The organism is Lentibacillus sp. JNUCC-1 (genome assembly GCF_009741735.1).
Taxonomy (GTDB): domain Bacteria; phylum Bacillota; class Bacilli; order Bacillales; family Amphibacillaceae; genus Lentibacillus_B.
In genome coordinates, this window is the sequence record NZ_WHOH01000001.1 from 1,743,651 (window position 1) to 1,761,120 (window position 17,470).

At 44.3% G+C, this 17,470-nt stretch carries 13 protein-coding genes and 1 pseudogene; 8 read left to right on the forward strand and 6 right to left on the reverse strand.

Features of this window, described 5'->3' with window-relative positions; all coding sequences use genetic code 11:
- Positions 1-6: 6 nt before the first annotated feature.
- The 6 genes from mnmG to rpmH form a co-directional block, all read right to left on the reverse strand.
- Entirely contained in the window at positions 7-1,893 is a 1,887-nt protein-coding gene (gene mnmG, locus JNUCC1_RS08035) for a tRNA uridine-5-carboxymethylaminomethyl(34) synthesis enzyme MnmG (protein WP_156644891.1), read from the reverse strand.
- Positions 1,894-1,920: 27 nt separating this feature from the next.
- On the reverse strand, positions 1,921-3,297 hold the full coding sequence (gene mnmE, locus JNUCC1_RS08040; protein WP_156644892.1) for a tRNA uridine-5-carboxymethylaminomethyl(34) synthesis GTPase MnmE: 1,377 nt from the start codon (positions 3,295-3,297) through the stop codon (positions 1,921-1,923).
- A gap of 788 nt (positions 3,298-4,085) precedes the next feature.
- On the reverse strand, positions 4,086-4,796 hold the full coding sequence (gene jag / locus JNUCC1_RS08045; RefSeq protein ID WP_331713665.1) for an RNA-binding cell elongation regulator Jag/EloR: 711 nt from the start codon (positions 4,794-4,796) through the stop codon (positions 4,086-4,088).
- Positions 4,793-5,560: a YidC family membrane integrase SpoIIIJ gene (gene spoIIIJ / locus JNUCC1_RS08050; protein ID WP_197431672.1), complete on the reverse strand. Its 768-nt coding sequence runs from the start codon at positions 5,558-5,560 to the stop codon at positions 4,793-4,795. The genes jag and spoIIIJ overlap by 4 nt, the downstream gene beginning before the upstream one ends.
- 96 nt (positions 5,561-5,656) lie before the next feature.
- Positions 5,657-6,001: a ribonuclease P protein component gene (rnpA, locus tag JNUCC1_RS08055; RefSeq protein ID WP_156644893.1), complete on the reverse strand. Its 345-nt coding sequence runs from the start codon at positions 5,999-6,001 to the stop codon at positions 5,657-5,659.
- Between the two features lie 74 nt (positions 6,002-6,075).
- Complete coding sequence (rpmH, locus tag JNUCC1_RS08060) at positions 6,076-6,210, reverse strand: 50S ribosomal protein L34 (RefSeq protein ID WP_019377820.1); 135 nt, start codon at positions 6,208-6,210, stop codon at positions 6,076-6,078.
- A 632-nt stretch (positions 6,211-6,842) separates the two neighbouring features.
- Between rpmH and dnaA the strand changes: the two genes are divergently transcribed.
- From dnaA to JNUCC1_RS08100, 8 genes and pseudogenes are all read left to right on the forward strand, one after another.
- On the forward strand, positions 6,843-8,198 hold the full coding sequence (gene dnaA, locus JNUCC1_RS08065) for a chromosomal replication initiator protein DnaA (protein WP_331713666.1): 1,356 nt from the start codon (positions 6,843-6,845) through the stop codon (positions 8,196-8,198).
- Positions 8,199-8,391: 193 nt separating this feature from the next.
- The gene (gene dnaN, locus JNUCC1_RS08070) at positions 8,392-9,525 is read left to right on the forward strand and encodes a DNA polymerase III subunit beta (protein ID WP_156644894.1); all 1,134 of its coding nucleotides are present in this window, start codon (positions 8,392-8,394) and stop codon (positions 9,523-9,525) included.
- Between the two features lie 454 nt (positions 9,526-9,979).
- Positions 9,980-10,201: a S4 domain-containing protein YaaA gene (gene yaaA, locus JNUCC1_RS08075; protein WP_156644895.1), complete on the forward strand. Its 222-nt coding sequence runs from the start codon at positions 9,980-9,982 to the stop codon at positions 10,199-10,201.
- Positions 10,202-10,255: 54 nt separating this feature from the next.
- Positions 10,256-11,371 carry a DNA replication/repair protein RecF gene (gene recF, locus JNUCC1_RS08080; protein ID WP_156644896.1) on the forward strand — a complete coding sequence of 372 codons (1,116 nt, stop codon included), beginning with the start codon at positions 10,256-10,258 and terminating at the stop codon, positions 11,369-11,371.
- A 13-nt stretch (positions 11,372-11,384) separates the two neighbouring features.
- The gene (gene remB / locus JNUCC1_RS08085; RefSeq protein ID WP_331713667.1) at positions 11,385-11,675 is read left to right on the forward strand and encodes an extracellular matrix regulator RemB; all 291 of its coding nucleotides are present in this window, start codon (positions 11,385-11,387) and stop codon (positions 11,673-11,675) included.
- A gap of 69 nt (positions 11,676-11,744) precedes the next feature.
- A pseudogene (gene gyrB / locus JNUCC1_RS08090) lies at positions 11,745-13,663 on the forward strand (DNA topoisomerase (ATP-hydrolyzing) subunit B).
- Positions 13,664-13,738: 75 nt separating this feature from the next.
- A complete protein-coding gene (gene gyrA, locus JNUCC1_RS08095) occupies positions 13,739-16,270 on the forward strand; it encodes a DNA gyrase subunit A (RefSeq protein WP_156644897.1) in 2,532 nt (843 codons plus the stop codon).
- Between the two features lie 86 nt (positions 16,271-16,356).
- Positions 16,357-17,466, forward strand: a complete 1,110-nt coding sequence (locus JNUCC1_RS08100; protein ID WP_156644898.1) for an HD-GYP domain-containing protein — start codon at positions 16,357-16,359, stop codon at positions 17,464-17,466.
- Positions 17,467-17,470 lie beyond the last annotated feature (4 nt).

Genomic DNA, 17,470 nt, shown 5'->3' on the forward strand with positions numbered 1-17,470 from the left:
TCCTTCTTATTCGGCTGTATAAGCCATTTTTCCTTGTTCAATATAAATGAGCAGGATGGACACGTCAGACGGGTTAACGCCAGAAATACGGGAAGCCTGCCCCACTGATAGCGGTTGGACTTCTTTCAATTTCTCCCGCGCTTCTGAGGCGATGCCTGTGATCGCATCGTAGTCAATTCTCTCAGGAATTTTCTTATCTTCCATCTTAAGCATACGTTCCACCTGGTCATTGGCTTTTTTAATATAGCCTTCATACTTAATGTGGATTTCAACCTGTTCTTTAACATGTTCAGGCAGAGTTTCTTCTGATTCAATGATCGATTCGACGAGCGCATAATTCATTTCCGGCCGTTTGAGCAAATCAGACGCTTTAACGGCTTCTTTTAGTGGCGTGGCATTGGCGCTTTTGAGCATTTCTTGAACCGAATCTGATGGTTTAATGATGATTTTCCGCAAACGTTTGATTTCCTGTTCCACACGCGCTTTTTTATCTGTAAATGCTTCATAGCGCTCATCAGATATCATACCGAGATCATGGCCGAGCTCAGTCAGTCGCAGATCAGCATTGTCATGTCTGAGCAAAAGACGGTATTCCGCACGTGATGTCAGCAAACGATACGGCTCTTGTGTGCCTTTTGTGACAAGGTCGTCGATCATGACGCCGATATACGCTTGTGAACGATCAAGAATTACAGGATCTTTTCCCTGCATTTTACGAGCAGCATTAATCCCTGCCATTAAACCCTGAGCCGCTGCTTCTTCATAGCCTGACGTTCCATTGATCTGACCGGCTGTGTACAGACCTGGAATTTGTTTCAACTCAAGTGTCGGCCACAGCTGAGTTGGCACGACCGCGTCATATTCAATCGCATAGCCAGCCCGCATGATTTCAGCATTTTCAAGCCCTTCTACACTTCTGACCATCCCATGTTGGACAGATTCAGGAAGTGAGGTGGACAAGCCTTGTACATACACTTCTTCTGTATTTCTGCCCTCAGGTTCCAAAAAGATCTGGTGGCGTGGTTTGTCATTGAAGCGAACGATCTTATCTTCAATTGATGGACAATATCTCGGTCCGGTTCCACGCTTCATGCCCGAGTACATGGCTGAAAGGGTCAGGTTATCATTAATGATTTCATGGGTGAACTCATTGGTATACGTGAGCCAGCATGGAATCTGATCTGTTATGAATTCCGTTGTTTCATAAGAAAAACCACGTGGCTCTTCATCACCAGGCTGAATTTCCGTTTTGGAATAATCGATTGTGTTGCTGTTTACCCGAGGTGGTGTACCGGTTTTAAATCGTGTCAATTCAACATTTTTCTGCTCCAGATATTCAGAAAGTTTAATGGATACGCGCTGGTTATTCGGACCACTTTCGTATTCCAGGTCACCCATTAATACTTTACCGCGCATGAACGTGCCTGTTGTGACGATGACGCTCCCTGCATAATAAGCTGCATGAGACTCGGTCACAACTCCTTTACAGACGCCGTCTTCTATGATGAGTTCGTTCACCATTCCCTGACGAAGGGTGATGTTTTCTTCCTGTTCAATCAAATGTTTCATTTCTTTAATATACTCCGGTTTATCTGCTTGAGCCCGCAATGCCTGCACAGCAGGGCCTTTACGGGTATTCAGCATTCGCATTTGGATATACGTTTTATCAATAACTTTTGCCATTGCACCGCCGAGTGCGTCAATTTCTCTGATAACAATCCCTTTGGCAGGCCCGCCAAGCGACGGGTTACATGGCATAAAAGCGATCATATCAAGGTTAAGTGTCAGCATCAGGGTTTTCGCACCCATTTTGGCAGCAGCAAGTCCTGCTTCAACACCAGCGTGACCGGCGCCAACGACGATGACATCATAACGTCCTGCATTATAGACCATAGTGTTTCATTCCTTTCTTTTGTGTGTTTATTTTCCTAAACAGAACTGGGAAAAAAGCTGGTCAATCAAGCTGTCACTTGCGGTATCACCGATGATTTCACCGAGAAATTCCCACGTTCTCGTCACGTCAATTTGTACAATGTCAAGCGGCATGCCCATCTCTAAACTATTCGTGGCATCTTCAAGTGCCGCTTTTGCTTGTTTCAGCAGCTGGATATGCCTCACGTTTGATACATAAGTCATATCCCCTGTCTCAATATTTCCGGCAAAAAAGATCTCGGCAATTGCTTCTTCCAACTCATCCACACCTTTTGCATCAATCAGCGCCGTTTCCACAACAGGATGGTTGCCGGAAAGTGCTTTAACATGTTCAAGATCAAGCTTTTTCGGCAGGTCGGTTTTGTTAATAATTACGATATAGTCCAGATCTCCAATCAGTTCCAGCAACTGCCGGTCCTCATCAGACAATGGCTCATTATGGTTCAAAACGAAAAGAATCAAATCCGACTGTTTTAAAGCCTGACGCGATCTTTCTACCCCAATCTTCTCCACGATATCTTCAGTTTCCCGAATACCCGCAGTATCGACAAGTTTCAAAGGTACCCCGCGTACATTCACGTATTCTTCAATCACATCCCGTGTTGTGCCCGGCACCTCAGTCACAATGGCTTTATTCTCCTGGGCCAACGCGTTCAATAGAGATGATTTTCCAACGTTGGGCCTTCCGATAATTGCGGTGGCAATACCTTCACGCAAAATCTTGCCCTGTTTAGCGACTGTCAGCAGTTCTTCTATATCGTCGTGCACTTTTTTCGTTTTCTCCCGCATCATGTCATGGGTCATTTCTTCCACATCGTCATACTCAGGATAATCGATATTCACTTCCACGTGTGCAACTGTTTCCAGCAATTCCTGACGATACTTGCGGATCAGGTCTGACAGTCTGCCTTCCATTTGGTTTAGAGCCACCGACATGGCTTTATCTGTCTTGGCACGAATCAGATCCATAACCGCTTCTGCCTGTGACAGATCAATCCGACCGTTCAAGAAGGCTCGTTTCGTGAATTCTCCTGGTTCAGCAAGGCGCGCACCGCTTGAGAGCAAGATATCCAGCACCCGATTGACAGCCGTGAGTCCCCCATGACAATTGATCTCAACAATATCTTCTCGGGTAAAGGTTTTTGGGGCCCGCATGACAGATACCATAACCTCTTCTGCAACATTTCCCGTTTCCGGATCTAGAACTTTACCATAATGAATGGTGTGTGAAGCAGCTTCCTCGAGCGGTTTTCCGGAAAAAACACCCGTAGCAATTGTTATAGCTTCTGGCCCGCTTAAACGAACAATGGAAATGGCCCCTTCACCTATAGGTGTGGAAATTGCCGTAATCGTATCTGTCTCCATCAGCCGCACCTTCCTTCTTTCTAATCTATTCCCATCTATATACAATACGAATTGAGCTTCATTTCAACATTAGTGCCTATCCACATGTAGACAAGTCACTAACTAAATAGAATACCATAAAAAACGACAAAAATAAATCTATCCACACAAATAAATTTTACCAATAGACGAGAGAGTTATACACATGTGGATAATAATAAAACACCCTACCTTAAAGAAACAAAGCTGTTTTAGTACAGATCGTTACCACATTATGGCTCAATTTCCGTAAACTGCGAACTAAAAAGCATAGTAGGTCAAAACCCATCAACGTATATAAGAGCACCGTGATTTGCGCTCCGGGAAGTCGCTTTCCGCGGGCACGGCCTTAGCCTCCTCGCTCGCAAAAACCGCTCGCTGTGGGGTCTTCGGACTCGTGCTGTTCCCGCAGGAGTCGACTTCCCTCCGCTCCAATCACTCAATGTAATTCAGTGGCTTGGACGGTTCTATTCATATAAGAGTTAGAGAATTAACCCTTCTGACCAAGCTCGGGGAACACACGGAGACTCCTGTGGGAGGAAAAGCCTCGGTGAGACCCCGGAGGTCGATAGACCGAGGAGGCTCAGCAGCGCCCACTGGACGCGGAGTGTTTTCCCCGAGCGGTTGCCAGAAGCAGTCATTTCAAGTTTTCACTGGTTCGCAGTTTGTCCTATTATTTGTTAAGTGTTTTAGAATAGAACCGTAAAAAACGCGAAAAACCCGCAAGTGCTGGATGGCGCTTGCGGGTTTTTATATGGTTTTATTTGTGATCAGGCTTGGTCTGGTACGATTACCACGTGGCGGTGTGGGTCTCGGCCATCTGAAGTGGTTGTCACCCCGGTGTGGCCTTGCAAGGCATTATGAATGATTTTCCGTTCAAATGCAGGCATCGGTTCCAGCGCAACTTTTCGCTTCTTATAAATTGCTTTATCCGCCATCTTTGCAGCAAGTCCTTCGAGAGATTCCTGGCGCCTTTTCCGGTATCCTTCTGCATCAAGAATAACAGCATAACGGGTATCAGCATGTTTATTGACAACCAAATGAACCAAATACTGCATGGCATTCAAAGTCTGGCCGCGTTTGCCAATCAATTTACCGAGGTGATCGCCTTCAAAGGTATAGGTCACATACTGGCCTTCAACTGTAACCACCACCTGAACGTCCATATTCATCTTAGCAACAACGTTTGTTATAAAATCTTTTCCTGTTTCAATCGGATCGTTCTCATCCATCAGCTCTTCTTCTGGCTCAGGATGGCTCTCATCAGATGAAGGTGCTTCAGCTGTTTCCGGCTCTTCAGTGTCAGCGTCTTTCGCCATCACTTTCACAAAAGCTGGCTTTGAGCCAAAGACCCCTAGCAAACCTTTCTTGCCTTCATCAATCACATCAATTTCGACCTGGTCCCGTGTTGTGTTTAACTGCTCTAATGCTGATTGGACCGCTTCTTCAACAGTTTGTCCGCTAGCAGTTAGTTCTCTCACTTTTTGTCTCCTCCAGTCTCAGGATCCTTCATCATCGGTTTCCGTATGAAAAGTGTCTGAGCAACCATGAATATATTACCAACAACCCAGTACAATGCAAGTGCTGCCGGGAAGAAGAAGGCAAACACGGTGATCATAATCGGCATGACATAAAGCATAATTTGCATTTGCGGGTTTTGTGCTGCCGGGCTTCCGGACATCATCAGTTTCTGCTGCAGGAATGTCGCAGCTCCGGCGATCAACGGCAGAATATAATCCGGTGAGTCAAGCGCAAACCATAAGAAGGTCTGTCCTGCTTCAATTCCCTCTGGACGTCTCAACGCATGGAAAAGGGCAATCAGAATCGGCATCTGCACAAAGATCGGCAAACACCCGGCAAGCGGGTTGACCCCATGCTTTTGAAAGAGCTGCATCGTTTCCTGCTGCAGTTTCTGCTGGGTGTTGGCATCTTTGGAACTGTATTTTGCCTGAAGTTCTTTTAACTCAGGCTGTATATCCTGCATGGCTTTTGAACTTTTAAGCTGCTTGACGTTCAAAGGCAGCAGAACAAGACGAATAATAATCGTTACAACGACAATTGAGATTCCATAACTGCCATTAAACACATCAGCGAAATATCTTAAGGTCAGAACCATTGGCCATACAAACCAATTGTTCCAGATCCCCTCACTATCTTTTGTTATTGGTTCATTAATGTCCATACAACCGGACAACAACGCAGCAACCGCAATAAAGGCTGCGACGAGCATAAGCTTTTTGCGCAATTTCGTTCCTCCTAACAAAGACCAAATCATAACCTATGTATATTATATAATGTAAGTTTACCATTAACAGCAGCAAGCAATCCATTAAAACCATTACTATTTTTTACGGAATAATCCCTGTTTGGCAAGCAAATGATGAAGACTTCTTTTAATTTCTTCAGCACCGAGATCTTTCGTCGGTTTCCGTGCAATGATGACAATGTCATATCCACCTGAAATTCCTGGCGAAAGTGCCTGAAACGCTTCACGCAAATATCGCTTAATCCGATTCCGTGTGACTGCATTACCGATCTTTTTCCCAACTGATAACCCGACTCTAAAGTAAGACTGGTCTGGGTTTTCACGGTAATATATGACAAGCTGTCGATTGGCAAAGGTCCGGCCTTTATTGAATACTGCTTGAAATTCCTTATTTTTCTTGATTCGGAATTGCTTTTTCATCTTGTTCACCCTTACACCTATACAACCCTGATCATTCCATAAAAGTGGAAAAAAGACCACTGAATATCAGTGGCCTATGCAGATAATACTTTTCTTCCTTTACGACGACGGCGTGCCAAAACTTTACGGCCGTTTTTTGTACTCATACGTGTACGGAAGCCGTGTACTTTTTTACGCTTACGATTATTTGGTTGAAACGTTCTTTTCATTTATCTTGCACCTCCCCGAGGGATCTCAACAACCCAAGTAAAAATCAGTCTTAGTCATTATACGTAAATTATACACGCCATGTCAACTTCAAATTGATTCAAATCTCTCTCAGCATGAGAAAATATTTTATCCACATAGCTATTCACAAAGCATGCATCCCCATATTTTCCTCCCCACATATTTTCGACAAGTTAATCACAATATACAGAGCTGTTGACGACTTTTGACCACAAGGGGTGGAATTTGTGGATAACTGTCGAATAACCGTTGCACCAACAAGCTTTTTTTGATACGATATTGTTGTTTACCTTGTGTATAATTCAATCACTAGTATCTAATTATACACAGAGTGTGAACAACATGTGGATAACTATTCACAGCTTTATGATAAAGTTATGCACAATTGTGTGGACGGTGTCGACAACTGATGTTATCCTATAAAGACACTATTCCCTCGTATCCACAAGCACCCCATGTCAGGCTGATCAATTCATTTGTTCGGTTTTATAATTACATAATCGGCATATAACCAGTGACACCCTCTTTCAACTGTCATCCGAGAGAGGCTTTTTCTGTCACTCTTATCATATGGAAACATTGATAGATTTATGACCAGAAAGGAGTGACAAGCGTGGAAAATATTGAAGAGTTATGGGTTGCCACCTTAAAAGAGATAGAAGATAAAATCAGCAAACCAAGTTATGAGACATGGCTCGAGAATACGATGGCCACAGATTTGGAAGGCGACTTACTAACGGTTACAGCCCCTAATGAATTCGCCAGAGACTGGTTGGAAAACCGTTATACATCGTTAATCAGTGAGATATTAAAAGATCTGACAGGTGCAGAGCTAACCGTTAAATTTGTCATCCCGGAAAGAAAAGCTAAAGCTGCTGAAGAAACAGACACAGGTAATGAGACCGTGACGCAGATCAGCGGACAGAACGGTACCATTGCCCCTAAAACCATGCTGAATTCAAAATACACATTTGATACGTTCGTTATCGGAGCAGGCAATCGTTTTGCCCATGCTGCATCTCTGGCTGTCGCTGAAGCACCAGCCAAAGCGTATAACCCACTTTTTATCTATGGTGGTGTCGGCCTGGGAAAAACCCACCTGATGCATGCCATCGGCCATTATGTCCAGGAACATAACCCTGGAGCAAATGTGGTTTATTTGTCATCGGAAAAATTCACCAATGAATTCATTAATGCCATTATGGACAATAAAACGATTAATTTCCGCAACAAATATCGCAATGCAGACATTCTGCTTATCGATGACATTCAGTTTATAGCCGGGAAGGAATCAACCCAAGAAGAATTCTTTCATACATTTAACGCATTACATGAGGATAACAAACAGATTATCATTTCCAGTGACCGCCCACCGAAGGAAATACCGACATTGGAAGACAGGCTGAGATCGCGTTTCGAATGGGGCCTCATCACTGACATTACACCGCCGGATCTCGAAACACGGACAGCGATTCTTTATAAAAAGGCAAAAGCTGAAGCACTGGATATTCCGGATGAAGTCATGATTTACATTGCCAATCAAATCGACACCAACATCCGTGAACTGGAAGGCGCACTCATTCGTGTTGTGGCTTACTCGTCACTGGTAAATCAGGATATCGACGCTTCTCTTGCTGCCGATGCTTTAAAAGACATTATCCCAAGCAGCAGACCGCGTATGATCAACGTCCCTAAAATCCAGCAAATCGTCGGAGAAAAATACAATGTACGCATAGAAGACTTTGCAGCAAAGAAACGGACAAAATCGATTGCATTTCCAAGACAGATTGCCATGTATTTGGCGAGAGAAATGACAGACCTCTCCCTACCGAAAATTGGCGAAGAATTTGGAGGACGCGATCATACAACAGTCATTCATGCTCATGACAAGATTACCAAACTGCTTGAAAATGATGTCGAACTTGAACGCAGCATCGAGGAATTGAAAGAACAGCTAAAATCTGTTTAATAGAATTTGATTTATCCACCTGTGAATACCGTGGATGAACAGAACACATTATTAACTTTTTATACACATGTGGATATCCACGGGTTGCACACCATCAACAGGGTTATCCACATACTCACAGCCATTATTACTATTACTACTGTTTTTTAAAAAGAAATATATATAATAATATGCATTCAGGAGGCTTAAAACGATGAAGTTCACAATACAACGTGATCCATTAATTGCGAGTATTCAAGATGTCAGTAAAGCCATATCACCCAGAACGGCCATTCCAATTTTGACTGGCATGAAACTCGACGTCAGAAACCATGGCGTTACATTGACAGGCAGTGACTCAGATATATCCATCGAAGCTTTTATCCCAACAGAAGAAAATGGTCTAGTTCAAGTTGAAAACATAGAAGAAGGCTCTATCGTCATCCAATCGAGATATTTTTCCGACATCGTACGCAAGCTTCCGGAGAAAACCGTAGAAATCTCAGTGGACGAGCAGCTCCAGGTAACGATCCGCTCGGGTAAAGCCGTTTTTAACTTAAACGGTCAGGATGCTTCAGAATATCCACAGCTGCCTAAAATCACTGCAGACGAAAGTTTCAGCATTGATATCAGTTTGTTGAAGAATCTCATTAAACAAACCGTGTTTGCTGTGTCTTCGATGGAAACCCGCCCGATTTTGACAGGCATTAAATGTCAGATGACCAACAATACATTGAATTTCACAGCGACAGACAGCTATAGGCTGGCAGCGCGTGAGATCCCAGTGGAAGCATCTATTCCGGATTTCACATGTGTGGTACCAGGCAAAAGCATGAGTGAATTAAATAAAATCCTGGATGATTCAGAGGAGCAAATTGATATCAGTCTGACTAAAAATCAAATTCTCTTTCAGACGCCGCATTTATCCTTTATGTCCCGATTGCTCGAAGGCAATTACCCTGAAACTTCCCGTCTGATACCGGACGACAGCAAAACAAGTATCCAAGCCAATACAAGACAATTAATTAATACTGTTGACCGTGCTTCCCTTCTAGCACAGACAAATGACAACAGTGTTGTGAAACTTGTTGCAGAGCCTGACGGAGTTATGGAATTGTCTGGTCATACTCAGGATATTGGTCAAGTGACAGAAGAATTTCCTGCTTTGAATATGGAAGGTGAGTCATTAAACATTTCATTCAGCTCGGCTTATATGCTCGATGCGTTAAAAGCCATCGATTCTGAAGAAATTAAAATCGAATTTACAGGCGCTATGCGGCCATTCATCATCAGACCAGCAAACGACAATTCCATACTGCAGCTCATCGTCCCAGTCCGGACATACTAAACTCATGTTGCTTGTCAAATGACGCTTACCCTAAGGATTTTATGACTGCTTCTGGCGAGCCCTCGAGGGAAACACTGCGCTTTCCGCGGGGGCTGCTGCGTTTTTGGCCCACGGTAAGCGACTTCCCGGAGCAGATATCACGGTGCTGTTGAGGCGTTATATAAGTGTTCATAAATGAAAATACCATATACATCCCTGACCCTTGTTAAGGCCAGGGATTTTTTAGCTTATTTTATGGGGGAAAAATGGGAAAGGTGGTAAGTAAAAGAGCTGAAAAATCATTTTTAGGCTATTATATGCGTTTTTTAATGTTTCAAGGGTCATCCCTTCCAAATACGGTTAAACTTTAGTAAAATAGATATACGGACATTTTAACGGGTTAGTAAGCAATATTAATACATCAGAAATGAGCAATTGGCACGATCAGATCATTTCAACATGGCAGGTGATTGAGATGCATGAGGAAATTCATATCCAATCCGAGTATATTACGCTCGGGCAATTTATTAAGTTGGCAAACATATTTGAATCAGGCGGTATTGTTAAAGCTTTTTTGCAAGATGAAGGTGCTGTTGTGAATCATGAACGGGAACATCGCCGTGGGCGCAAGCTTTATCCAGGAGATATCGTGGAAATTGAAGGGGCCGGTACGTTCATTGTCGGCCGTGAATCATAAAGCGCCTATGACCCTGTCATGAATTGACCGATATCAATCAAATGAGGAGTCCACATGCATATTGAACAATTGGCATTAAAGCATTTCCGCAACTACCAGTCTCTGGACATGACTTTTAAGAATAAAGTGAATGTCATCATTGGTGAAAATGCACAAGGCAAAACGAATCTGATGGAAGCGATGTATACCCTTGCGTTTACAAAATCACATCGGACGTCAAAAGAAAAAGAACTCATTCAATGGGATGCGGATTTCGCACGCATTGATGGTCGTATTCTTAAACGCAATCAATCGATTCCACTTGACATTACGATTTCTTCCAAAGGCAAAAAAGCCCGCCTGAACAGACTGGAACAACGGCGTTTAAGTGATTATATCGGGGCATTGAATATTGTCATGTTTGCCCCGGAAGATCTTGGACTGGTGAAAGGCCCGCCGCAAAATCGGCGGCGTTTTATCGATATGGAGTTGGGGCAGATCCAGCCGAGATATATTTACCATCTTGGTCTGTATCAAAAAATACTGCGACAACGCAACCACTTGCTGAAGCAATTACAGCGCGGGCAGACACGGGACAGAACCATGTTACATGTATTGACTGATCAGCTTGCTGTCCATGCTGCGGCACTGCTGTCACGCCGGTTTAAATTCCTGGAACGCCTTAGAACGTGGGCGGAACCCATTCATTACAGCATCAGCAGAGAACTGGAAAACCTTGAAATCCTTTATATGCCGACAATAGATGTATCAGAAGAAACGAATGAGGAAAAAATAGGAAATGCCTACATATCTCATTTTCAATCAATCGAAGACAAAGAAGTTGAACGTGGGACGACATTGATTGGTCCCCACCGTGATGACCTCGTGTTTCATGTGAATGGCCGGGATGTTCAGACTTATGGATCCCAAGGCCAACAACGCACGACAGCCCTTTCTTTGAAACTGGCAGAAATTGAATTGATTTATAACGAAATTGGAGAATACCCCATCCTTTTGCTGGATGATGTGCTGAGTGAATTGGACGACTTTCGTCAATCACATCTGCTCAATACCATTCAGGGAAAAGTACAAACTTTTGTTTCAACGACAACAGTTGATGGGATAGACCATAAGACATTGCGGGAAGCTGACATTTTTCGGGTGCATGACGGAATGATTCGTGAGAGTTGAGGAGGAGATTAACGTGTTTATTCATATTGGTGGTGACAACGCGCTTCGGGTGAGTGACATCGTAAGCATTATTAACCTGGATGTGGTGACGTCTTCAACCATCACACAGGAAACAGTTGAAGCAGCAAGGCAAAATAAGACGCTCTACGGGAAACCAACCAACGCCAAGACCATTGTTGTGACGACTGAGAGAATCTACTATAGTTCTTTATCAATTAACACGTTAAAGAAAAGAACAGGTTATGGCTCTGTGATCGAAAAACTGGATGATTATACAGATTATGATGAAATAGACGAAGCATAGTGATCTGGCAAGTGAACTAAAAACTTATGAAAACAACTTTTAACTAATAGAAACGCAGGTGAAAGTAAGATGGATGAGAATTTAACAAATCAGCAAGCATATGATGCTGAACAGATTCAGGTGCTTGAAGGGCTTGAAGCGGTACGCAAGAGACCTGGGATGTATATTGGAACGACAAGTGAGAAAGGGCTCCACCACCTTGTTTGGGAAATTGTCGATAACAGCATTGACGAAGCTTTGGCTGGTTATTGTGACCATATTCAAGTGATCGTTGAGAAAGACAATAGTATCACTGTTGTCGATAATGGTCGCGGAATTCCGGTCGGCATACAGAAAAAAACCGGTCGACCGGCTGTGGAAGTTATTCTGACCGTCTTGCACGCAGGCGGTAAATTCGGCGGTGGCGGATATAAAGTATCTGGCGGCTTGCATGGCGTAGGGGCGTCCGTTGTAAATGCTTTGTCGTCACATTTGGATGTGCATGTACACAGAGATGGGAAAATTCACTATCTCGGTTTTGAGAAAGGCGTTCCACAGGGCGAACTGGAAGTAGTTGGCGAAACAGACCACACTGGAACCGTCACCCGTTTTAAGCCAGATCCGGAGATTTTCACTGAAGTGACTGTATTTGATATGGAGATTTTGACACAGCGCTTGCGTGAACTGGCTTTTCTTAATAAAAAGATCACCATCACTGTAGAAGACAAACGGGATGATTCTGAGCCTGTCAGCTACTATTACGAAGGTGGGATCAGCTCATATGTAGAGTATATCAACCGGACCAAAGAAGTGCTGCATGAACCGTTTTATGCAGAAGGCGAAGAAGATGATATTGCTGTGGAAGTTGCCATCCAGTATAACGATGGCTTTGCGAGCAATTTATACTCATTTGCCAACAATATCCACACCTATGAAGGCGGCACACATGAAGTCGGCTTCAGAACTGGTCTGACTCGAGTGATCAATGACTATGCCCGGAAAAATAACCTATTCCGTGAATCAGATCCGAATCTTTCGGGTGACGATGTGCGTGAAGGCATGACAGCTATTGTCTCCATCAAGCACGAGGATCCGCAGTTTGAGGGACAGACAAAGACAAAACTTGGCAACAGTGAGGTGCGCACTGTAACAGACAGTGTGTTCAGTGAAACATTCTCCAAGTTTTTATATGAGAATCCTTCCACTGCCAAGATCATTGTAGAAAAAGGTCTTATGGCTTCACGGGCGCGTCTGGCAGCCAAAAAAGCACGCGAACTTACACGTCGTAAAGGGGCACTGGAAATTTCCAATCTGCCTGGTAAGCTGTCTGACTGTTCTTCAAGAGATGCTTCCATTAGTGAATTGTACATTGTTGAGGGGACTCTGCCGGCGGAAGTGCTAAACAGGGTCGTGACCGACATTTTCAGGCGATTTTGCCCCTTAGAGGTAAAATTCTTAACGTAGAAAAAGCACGTTTGGATAAAATTCTGTCCAATAACGAAGTCAGAATGATGATTACAGCGCTTGGCACAGGCATTGCTGAGGACTTTGACATAACTAAAGCACGCTACCATAAAGTCGTCATCATGACAGATGCCGATGTTGACGGGGCCCATATCCGTACACTGCTGCTGACCTTCTTCTACCGGTACATGCGGCCATTGATTGAATATGGTTATATTTACATTGCTCAGCCACCGTTGTATAAGGTTCAGCAGGGCAAGGCGATCCATTATGCGTATAATGACGAGGAAATGGATGAGATTCTCGCCGGTTTATCACCGCAGCCGAAACCAGGTATTCAGCGCTACAAAGGTCTTGGTGAAATGAACGCCACCCAGCTGTGGGAAACGACCATGAATCCTGAATCACGCACCCTCCTTCAAGTGGAACTGAAGGATGCCATTGATGCGGATCAGGTGTTTGACATACTGATGGGAGATAAAGTGGAACCGCGTCGTAACTTTATCCAGGATAACGCCCGGTATGTTCAAAATCTTGATGTGTAATCAGGCACAGACAGTTTTGCTTTAAATTTAGGACGGAATTGGCCTTGAGCCAGGATTTTTCAGGGAGGTAATGAAATGGCGGATCAACAACGCCCCAATGTAAGAGAAATTAATATCAGCCAGGAAATGCGCACGTCTTTCCTGGATTACGCGATGAGTGTTATCGTCTCACGTGCGCTTCCGGATGTGCGGGACGGTATGAAACCGGTCCATAGAAGAATTCTTTACGCCATGAACGACCTCGGCATGCATGCTGATAAAGCTTATAAGAAAAGTGCGAGAATCGTCGGTGAGGTCATCGGTAAGTACCACCCGCATGGTGACTCTGCTGTGTATGAAGCAATGGTACGTATGGCACAGGATTTCAGTTACCGGAATATGCTTGTCGATGGACACGGCAACTTCGGATCTGTTGACGGGGATGCTGCAGCGGCCATGCGTTACACAGAAGCCCGCATGTCCAAGATTTCTATGGAGATGCTCCGTGATATCAACAAAGATACGATTGATTATGCAGATAACTATGACGGGACAGAACGTGAACCAGTCGTCTTCCCTGCCCGTTTCCCAAACTTGCTTGTCAATGGAGCATCAGGGATTGCAGTCGGAATGGCCACCAATATTCCGCCACATAACCTTGGAGAAACAATTGATGCTGTTCTGGCCTTAAGTCATGATCCTGATATCACCATTGAAGAATTAATGGATGAATATATTCAAGGTCCTGACTTCCCGACAGCCGGTGACATCTTAGGACGCAGCGGCATTCGAAAGGCATATGAAACTGGAAAAGGCTCGATCACCATTCGTGCTAAAGCGGACATTGAAGAGCATCCAAATGGGAAAGCGACAATTCTGGTCACTGAACTGCCCTACCAGGTGAACAAAGCCAAACTTGTGGAAAAGATTGCAGAACTGGTTCGTGATAAACGGATTGATGGCATAACAGATCTCAGAGATGAATCAGATCGTAACGGGATGCGTGTTGTGATCGAGTTGCGGCGTGATGTGAATGCCAACGTTGTATTGAACAATTTGTACAAATATACAGCACTCCAGACGTCATTTGGGATTAACATGCTCGCCCTTGTGGATGGGCAGCCGAAAGTTCTGACGCTGAAACAGTGTCTTGAACACTATTTAAACCATCAGGTTGTGATTATTAAGCGCCGTACAGCTTTTGAATTGCGAAAAGCTGAAGCACGGGCTCATATCTTGGAAGGACTCAGAATCGCCCTTGATCATATTGACCAGATTATAGCCTTAATCCGCGGTTCTAAGACGACTGATATTGCACGCGAAGGCCTTATGAATAACTTTAATCTCTCGGAAAAGCAAGCCCAGGCGATTTTGGATATGCGTCTGCAGCGTCTGACAGGTCTTGAACGGGAGAAGATCGAAAATGAATACAATGAGCTGCTTGAATTAATCAGTGAGTTGAAGGCCATTTTGGCTGACGAAGAAAAAGTTCTCGAAATCATTCGTGAGGAACTGACTGAAATCAAAGAACGGTTCGATGACGGCCGTCGAACTGAAATTCTGACCGGCGGCACGGACTTCTTCGAGGATGAGGATCTCATTCCAGAAGAAAACATTGTCATCACCCTTACCCACCAAGGCTATATTAAACGTCTTCCGTCTTCCACCTATCGCACACAAAAGCGCGGAGGACGCGGCATTCAAGGCATGGGGACCAACGAGGATGACTTTGTTGAACACCTGGTATCGACATCAACCCATGACACTGTTCTGTTCTTTACGAATAAAGGTAAAGTCTACCGGGCTAAAGGGTATGAAGTGCCTGAGTACAGCCGGACAGCGAAAGGCATTCCTTTGATCAATCTGCTTCAGATTGAAAAAGAGGAATGGGTCAATGCGGTCATATCTGTTAAAGAATTCTCTGATGATCTTTTCCTCTTTTTCACGACAAAACATGGCGTGTCAAAACGTACGACATTATCACAGTTCGCCAATATTCGAAAAAGCGGCTTGATTGCACTGGGCCTCCGTGAAGATGATGAATTGATTTCTGTGAGAAAAACAGATGGCACGAAGGATATACTGATTGGCACAGGCGACGGATATGTCATTCGGTTTAACGAAGAAGAAATCCGTTCGATGGGCAGAACTGCTGCAGGTGTCAGAGGTATCTCCCTCAGAGATGATGATGTCGTGGTCTCAATGGAAATTATTGAACCGAATGATCAGATTCTTCATGTCACCGAAAAAGGCATTGGCAAACGGACACCTGAAGACCAATACCGTAAGACCCGCCGTGGTGGTAAAGGGATCTTCACCTGCCGTTTAAATGAAGACACGGGCCGTGTGGCAGCCGTCAAGACGGTAACGGGCACAGAAGATATTATGCTGATCACCATTGCCGGCGTTTTAATCAGAACTCCTGTAGAAGACATATCGCAAACAGGACGGAACACCCAGGGCGTGCGTCTCATTCGCCTGCAGGATGATGAAGCCGTTGCGACCATTGCAATCGTTCAGGAAGATGAGGAAGATGCTGAGAATGATTCAGTGGAAGAAACGCCTAATGAAGACCAACAGCCTTCAGATGAGACGTCACAAGATGAACAAGATAGCGACACAGAATAAAGCATAAAACATCCATTGGGCGACACCAAACCACCCACCGTCGCCCAATTTTTTTATCAAGGTTAAGTGTTCAAGGGGGAATATGTATGCGGGTAAAGGTTGGTCAGATCAAGTCGGGTTTGGTACTTCAGGAAGATGTTTTTGGAAAGTCAGGAAAACCAATTGTGCGGAAAAATACAGTTTTGACAGATGAGCACGTCCGGATTTTACATATGTTTCAAGTGGAAGCGGTTTCTATTGTCCAAGGTAAAAATATACAAGGAAGAGCCGTACAAGAAGACTCTCAGCAAGTAACACAGCCCAAGGAGCCAGTGAAACAAACAGCAGTCACTGGTGCCTCTGCAGCGGACATGCCTTTTGAGGCACATTATCAGGTGGTTGTATCCGGTTATATGAAACACTTCAAAAAATGGCAAAACCAGTTGCCCATCGACCTCCCTGCTCTTCGTAAGTTGTTCTTGCCATTGATCGAGCGGATAGAAGATGTGAATCATGCGGTATATGCCCTGCATCATTTTGCTGCTAGAGACACATATCTGTATCATCATTCGGTCGCTGTCGGTGTCCTGGCCTCTTATCTGGGACGTAAAATGGGCTATTCCCATGGTGAATGGCTGCAAATTGGTCTGGCAGGTTTACTGGCTGACAGCGGTATGGCCAAAATTTCCCCTGCCATCCTTAAAAAAAACACCAAACTTAACACTGAAGAATTTGCAAGCGTTAAAACCCATACCACTCAAGGGTATTACATGGTGGAAAAGCTTCCGACATTGTCTCACGGAGTAAAGCTTGGTGTCCTCCAGCATCATGAACGTCAGGATGGGAGCGGCTACCCACTCGGTCTTTCAGGTGGAAAGGTGCATATGTATGCCCGAATTATAGCTGTTTGTGATTTGTACCATGCCATGACATGTGAGCGGTTATATCGTGAGAAAACGTCTCCCTTCAAAGTAATCGAATTGCTCCAGCGGGAACAGTTTAACAACCTGGATCCGTCTGTGATCCAAGCATTCACCAGCAGTCTGTTCAATGTGACCGTCGGAACACAAGTGATCTTGAGCAACAACCGTACAGCAGAAATTGTCTTTATTGACAGTCAGCACCCGACAAAGCCAATGGTGCGAATGGAAGATGATGATACGTTTATCGCTTTAAAAGATGAAACACAGCTTCATATCCATGATATTCTCGGTTAAACGG